The following is a 6,909-nucleotide window of genomic DNA, read 5'->3' as shown; positions in this document are numbered from 1 at the left end:
GATCATGAACACCTAAGATGAAGGAGGAAACATGGCTGTAGTGAATTCCGGCGGCGTCGATATTTTCTATGAAATCATGAACGCGGAGGGGCCGGGTCTTCCGATTTTTTTTATCGCCGGCCTGAACGGCATGCGCTCCGCCTGCATGAAGCAGGCCGTGCCGTTTTCCAAAGAGAGACCCGTCGTGCTCCACGATCACCGGGGGACGGGAAAGAGCGCCCAGCCGCTCGGCGTCTACAGCGTCGAAAACATGGCGGCCGATGTGGTCGCGATCATGGACGACGCCGGGATCAAGGAAGCCCACCTGGTCGGCACCTCCACCGGCGGAGCGACCATCCAGGTTCTCTGCATCGATCACCCGGAGCGGGTCCGGAGCGCGGCCATCTGCTGCTCTTGGCCGAAATCCGACCATTTTTTCATCCGCCAGTTCGAGATGCGCAAGCTTTTCCTTCTCAGTCTGGGCACCGAAGCCCTTACCCGTCTGACTTCAACCACACTGAACGACCCGAAATATTTCACGGATCACTACGATGAGATACTCGAAAAAGAAAAGCAGCTCATTGCCGACGCCTCCTCCCCCGAGGTCGCCGCGGAGCGGATTGACAGCATTATCGCGCACGATCAGCTGGACCGGCTGGGCCAGATCCGGGTTCCGGTCATTGTGATCGGGGCGAAGAACGACGCCGTCTGCCCCCCCTACTACTCGGAGCAGCTTGCCGAAGCCATTCCGGGCGCCGAGCTGAAATTGTACGAGGACGGCGGGCATTTCTTCTATATGGTCTATGCGGATAAATTCAACAGCGATATTCGCGAATTTATCGCCAAGCACGAATAGCCAAGCCGCGCCGGATCGGTGAAAATACGCCGACCAAGGGCTTTGAGATACGGACCACGGGATGAGGGAATGAACAACCGAAGAGAAGGAGCCCCACGATGACGAATGCAGAGCGCTACCGCCACCTGGCCGCTTGCGTGGTTCCGTTCACAAAGAGTGGAGAGATCGATCGGGAGGGCCTCGAAACCCAGGTCGCCGAATTGGCTGAGACGGGCCTCATGAGCGGTTTTGTCGTGAACGCCCATGCGGGCGAGGGGGATAGCCTCACCTATGAGGAGCGCATGCAAGTGGTTGAAATCGTGGCGCGGACCGCGAAGCCGCGCGGCCACCTCACCGTAGCCGGCATTTCCCCGTATCCGGACACCACCGAGGGAGCCATCCGGGTTAGCAGCGACTCGCAGGAGCGCGGGGCGGACGCTTCTTTGATGATGGCCCCCTGCTGGTTCTCGTGGGGGATTGACGGGCCGCTGGTGCGCCGCTTCTGCGAGGAGGTCCTGGAAGCTGTGGATCTCCCGATGATCTTCTTTGTGATGGGCGCTTATTCCGGCGTGAATTACACGACCGAGATTGTGCGCGAGGTCTGCCAGATACCGGGCGTGGTCGGAGTGAAGGACACAACCTGGGCCACCGCCAGCTTCGAGAAAAATCTCCACGGCGTCCGGGAGCTGGATCGGGACGTCGCCATCCTGACGGGAAACGATACCATCCTCTTTTACAACTTTCTGGCCGGTGCAGACGGTACCCTTCTGATCTTTCACACCCTGTGCCCGGAGCTCATCGTGGGAATGTTCAATGCCGTCAGGGAGGGCAATATCGCCCATGCAAAAGAACTCCACGAGAAGATCGACCGCCTTGCCCGCGTCATCTTCGAGCCGCCCATGATCAACATGGTCCCGCGGATGAAGGCCGCTCTCTATCTGTCGGGAAAACTCCCCTCGATGGCGGTGCGAGCCCCCCTCCAGGTTCCTGGCAAGGACACCCTAAAGCGCATTCAAAAAGCCCTCGAATTCGCCGAGATTGAGGTCAAGAACGGCTGAGCGCTCGATGACAAGGAATTGGCAGCGAGGGGTTCGCGGGAGCCTGCCCCGCCACCTGCTGGGCCGGAACGGCCGTTGGCTTCCATTTCTTTGATTTATAGCGGTTTACAGACAAAAACCCCGGCCGGGAACCCCGCCGCGTCCAATCAGATGTACGCCAAACAAACGCGAAAGGAACTCCCGGATGAAGAAAAACACCATCCTCACCCCGCTCGGTTTCGCGGCCCTGTGCACCACCATCATCGTCATCGCGATGGCGGTCGCCTTCCTCCCCTGATCTCTGCCGCACCCCTCACTAGATGTTCAGCACCGCTACCGCCCGCACGGGAGAGCCGGAGCCCTCGCGGATGCGGAGCGGGAGGCCGGCGTAGAGAAATTCCTTCCCGGCCACCTCCTCGATGTTGCAAAGGTTTTCCGTATTGTGCCGCTGGAGCTCGCGGCACAGCAGATGGCAGGGAAACTCGAGCTTGCCCGTGTTCTTTCCCGCGTCGATGCTCGGCGCATCCTGGCCGATATTGATGACGCCGCACTCGCGGTAGAGCAGCTCCGCCGCCTCGTAGCTGAGGCCGGGATAGTCCGTAATGTAGGGGTCCTTCGGATAGGTTCGCCTGAAATGTCCCGCCGTGAAAAGAACGGTGCCGCCCTCGGGGGGGGTCAGGCCCGTCTTCGCCAGCTCATCCTGGAGCTGCTTCAGGGTGATCTCCTCGAGCGGCTCGACCTGGCCGGTGAAATCCAGCGCGATCCCCCGGGTGAAGAAGTTGCTGAGCGGCGATTTCTCGATGGTCGGCGCCGTGGGCCGCTCGTCAATGTGGCTCACCGAATCGGTGTGGGTCGGCCCGTGGTCGCACATGTTCAGAATCATCGCGGCGTAGGTCATCCCCTTGGGCTGGATGGGCTCATTCTCCACCCTTCCGTGGTTGGCGATGAACTTCAGCTCGGTCGGGGGATGCCCCGGAAAACGGGGCTGCCCGGTGTATATCTCCTGGCTGAGGTCTACGATCTCATACATGCGGCGTCCTCCTTTAAATTTAAATTCCAGCGATTCTGAAATATGTTCCACTGCCGGCGAAGGGCCCGCCTCCTCCGCATGGTTTTCGGCCCGGACATCACCCGCTTTCACTCATACCGGAAAAAACGAGGACAAGCCATAAGGTATCGAATGGGGGGCAAGAGCTATTTAAAGGCTTTCCCGGGCGCGCCGCAAGCGTTCTGCAAATTCATCAATCCCCTCGGAACGCCCCCGAGAGCGGCACAAATGCCATATCGCGCCTTCCCATCTCCTGGCGGGACAATTACTTTCGTGAACAAACTGTTTCGAGGCCAAACTGGCTGGCGTTGACGGGAGCCTCCGTTATCATTGAAAATTATGGGATTGTACTTTCATCGCGCCGCCGAAGGATCGTTCTGCATCGGCCGGGAAAGGTGGGGGCGAAGAGACATGTCCGGCAAAGAAACAAAAAACTACACCAACGGCGCCTCCGTGCTCAGCGCACAGGCGGCGGACTCCTATGAGGCGCTGGCGGTCTCCATCCAGAAAATCCTTCGGGAGACAAGCCTCCCCGCCATTCTGAACACCATCTGCGAGGAAGCCTGCCGCGTCCTCCGCGCCGACAGGTCGCTCGTTTCCCGGTTCTATGCCGAGGGGCCGAAGACGCACGAAACCATCACCTCCCACAACATCCCCGAAGATTACATGCGGGAGGTGGAAAACCTAGAGAAAGCGCCCTTGCTCAAGGATATTATGGAGAGCGGAGAAAAGTTGCAGATTGTCTCTGACCTCTCCAGCGACCCTCGGGCAAAATACCGCGACCATATTGTAAAAGCTGGACATCGCACTACGTGCGCCATTTCGCTGGGCACCAACGACGCCCCCTTCGGCGCGCTGTTTATCTATCATCTTTCAATTCGCGAATATTCTCCCGAAGACAAAAAGCTCGCCTCTACGATTGGAGCCCTCGCCTCCATCGCCATCGAAAAAATTATCCGGCTGGAAGAAGAAAAAAACCGCGTAAAGCAGTTTGCCCTGGTCGGCAAGATCGCCGAGGCCGCCGGCTCGCCGCTCGAACCCGGGGAGCTGTTCAAAAAAATCGCGCAAGAAATCCGTACCGTGATTCCCTGCGAGAGATTCGTTATTGCGCGCACCAACGAAAAAGCCAACCGTTATCAATATCTACACATTGAGTCCGACGTTGACCTTCCGGCGCTTGTGACTCCGGACGCCTTGTTCAGCCGGTTCCGGCTGGACGATCCGAAAGGCTTTTTCCTCGAGGTTTATGAAACGAATACACTAAAAAACTGTCCGGACATCCGAGAGATCGATCTCGAACCTGCACAAGAGATGGCGAAGGTCGGGTTTCGAAGCGCTTTGTTTGTGCCCATTTTACGCGAGGGAAAAGCCTTCGCCCATTTCGGGCTCGCCAGCAGAAAAGTCGGCACCTTCACACGCGAGCACGAAGACCTCATCACGATCGTCGCACAACACCTCGGCCCCGCCATCCGCAACGCCACGCTCTACCAGTCCGCCGAGCAGCGCTCCTTCCGCCTGAATACGCTGGCGAAAATCCATCAAAAGATTTCCGAGTCGTTGTCCCTGAAAGATACGCTGGAAAGCATCGCCCAGGCGGCGGTCACTCTCTTGGATGCCGATCATTCGCGCATTTTTCTCTGCGACGAGGCGAAAAACGAACTTCAGCTCCAAGCGTTCGCCGGCCCGATCCCCTATCCCGAAGAAGAAGGCCGCACTTTCCGTCTTGACGAAACCCTCGCAGGCAAAACTTTCAGGTCGGAAAAGCCTTATATCACCCACAACATCCAGGACGAACCCGTAGTCAGAACGCGAAAGTGGGCCCGGAAGCACGGGATACATGCTTTTATGGGGTACCCCCTGAGATCCTCCGGGCGAACGATCGGCATCATCAATTGCACGTCGCGGAACCGAGACCAATTCCTCGACGAGGATGTAGATGTTCTCGCGGCTTTCGCGGCCCAGGCGGCCATCGCCATCGAAAACGCGCAGCTTCACGAAAAGGAAAAAACAAGCCGCAGCTTCTTTCAGAGCGTGGTCGGCGATTCCGCCGACGCCATCATCATTACGGACCTGGAGCGGAAAATCATCTTCTGGAACTCCGGAGCGGAAAACCTGTACCACTGGCAGGGCATCGAGATGCTCGGGAAAAGCCCTGCGGTGATAGTCCCCGAGCGCGAGTTGCTCATGAGTGCGGAAAAATATCACAAAGTCCGCTCGGAGGGCGTTTCGCTCACCTTTGAGATGCATTACCGGCGCAAGGACGACGTGGAAGTCCCGGTATTGATCACCCTGTCCCCCGTGAAAAATATAGAAGGAAAGATCATCGCCGTCACCGGATTTCATAAAGACCTCTCCTCCGCGCGGCAGGCCGCGGATGCGCTTCGGGAGAGCGAGGAAAAATTCCGCAGCCTGGTGGAATCCGCCCCGGATGCGCTTTTTGTCAGCGATTCCGAGGGAAAATTTGTCGATGTCAACCGCAGGGCCTGCGACAGTCTCGGCTATACGCGCGAAGAGCTGCTGGCGATGAGAATATCCGACATCGAGATCAAGTACCCGTTCGATAAAATCCGGGAAAAAAGAGCCGCACGCCCTTTCGGGACAACCGAAACGCTCGATGGGGTGCACAAGAGGAAAGACGGGTCCACCTTTCCGATCGAAGTGCACGCCCGGAATTTCGAGCTGGCGGGCCGCGTCGTTGCCCTTTCCATCGTTCGGGATGTCAGCGAACAGAAGCGGAGCGAGGAAGTTCTCCGGCTCGCCAAGGAAGAGGCGGAAAAAGCCAATCTTGCGAAAAGCGAATTCCTCTCAAACTTGAGTCACGAGCTTCGCTCTCCTCTGAACGCCGTCATCGGCTTCAGCGACCTGCTGGAATTGACGCTGGGCGATAACCCAAACATCAAATATGCCCTGAAAATCAAGGAATCCGGCAATCAACTGGTCCACTTGATCGATGATTTGCTCCACCTGGACCGGATCGAAACTGGCAAAGTAATCCTTGAGCTTCACAGAACCACCATCAACGCGCTCGTTTCCTCTATCGGAGACTCCCGCCGGGATCATCTCCCTGAACACTTCACGCTTGAGACCAAACTCGACGCCGCCTGCGGGGAAGTGCGCTGCGACTCCGCCCGGGTGACCCAGATACTGACCAACCTGATCGACAACGCCATCAAGTACTCGCCGGAGGGCGGCGCCATCCACCTTCGGACCAAAGCCAAAGAGTCCGAGATATGGATCAGTGTCGAGGACGATGGAGTCGGCATTCCGGTGGAGAAAAGAGAGGTGATTTTCGAGCGTTTCCGTCAGATCAAGAGCGAGACCGGCGGGCACGCCGGCGGCCTTGGTATCGGGCTGGGCATCGTCAAAAAGCTCGTCGAGTTCCATGGAGGCAGAATCTGGCTTGAAAGCCAGCCCGGAAAAGGCAGCGTTTTCACTTTCAGCCTTCCGCTCGACACCGCGGAAGAGCACATCCCCCTGCCTCTCCCGGGGAGGGATTCGTCAGAAAACGCATGGGACAACGAACCCTGGGCAAAGAAAAGCGTGCTCGTGGTGGACGACCATCAGCACCTCCACGAGTACATGCGGCTCCTCATGCGAAGCGCGAGAAATGTCCTCTCTGCGTTCGATGGAGAAGCGGGGATTCAAATGGCACGGTCGGAACAGCCGGACATTGTCATTATGGATCTGCGGATGCCGGTCATGAACGGACTTGAAGCCACCCGAATTCTAAAGGCCGACGCGGAGACTCGAGACATTCCCATCATCGCGGTCAGCGCCCAAGCCATGCCGGAGGATCGGGAAAGCTGCTTCTCGGCCGGCGCCACGGGCTTTGTGTCCAAGCCCGTGGATATCGCGCTTCTTCGAAAGGAGTTGACCCGGGCTCTCTCCACGTAAACCGGCGAGAGCGCCCGCTCCCACATTTCTCCGCGCAGGATGCGGGGGAGGCACCTCCCCCTTCGGGGGAATTCCATTGTCCGCGGAAAACAAAAAAATGCCGGCCCGGGGCCGGC

4 protein-coding genes are annotated in these 6,909 nt (G+C 58.2%); 3 read left to right on the top strand and 1 reads right to left on the bottom strand.

Annotated elements, in window-relative coordinates; genetic code table 11:
* Positions 1-31 precede the first annotated feature (31 nt).
* Together O2807_10085 and O2807_10080 are read left to right on the top strand one after the other, a co-directional pair.
* Positions 32-835 (top strand): alpha/beta fold hydrolase, encoded by an 804-nt coding sequence (locus O2807_10085; protein MDA1000843.1) that lies wholly within the window; start codon positions 32-34, stop codon positions 833-835.
* 98 nt (positions 836-933) lie between these two features.
* The gene (locus O2807_10080) at positions 934-1,872 is read left to right on the top strand and encodes a dihydrodipicolinate synthase family protein (protein MDA1000842.1); all 939 of its coding nucleotides are present in this window, start codon (positions 934-936) and stop codon (positions 1,870-1,872) included.
* Positions 1,873-2,167: 295 nt separating this feature from the next.
* Here O2807_10080 and O2807_10075 read toward each other — a convergent pair whose 3' ends face one another.
* On the bottom strand, positions 2,168-2,881 hold the full coding sequence (locus O2807_10075) for a cyclase family protein (protein ID MDA1000841.1): 714 nt from the start codon (positions 2,879-2,881) through the stop codon (positions 2,168-2,170).
* Between the two features lie 429 nt (positions 2,882-3,310).
* Between O2807_10075 and O2807_10070 the strand changes: the two genes are divergently transcribed.
* Entirely contained in the window at positions 3,311-6,793 is a 3,483-nt protein-coding gene (locus O2807_10070) for a GAF domain-containing protein (GenBank protein ID MDA1000840.1), read from the top strand.
* Positions 6,794-6,909 lie beyond the last annotated feature (116 nt).

This window comes from bacterium (assembly GCA_027622355.1).
GTDB lineage: Bacteria > UBA8248 > UBA8248 > UBA8248 > UBA8248 > JAQBZT01.
The sequence above is the reverse complement of the archived record's forward strand: the minus strand, read 5'-3'. Positions and strand labels throughout refer to the sequence as shown.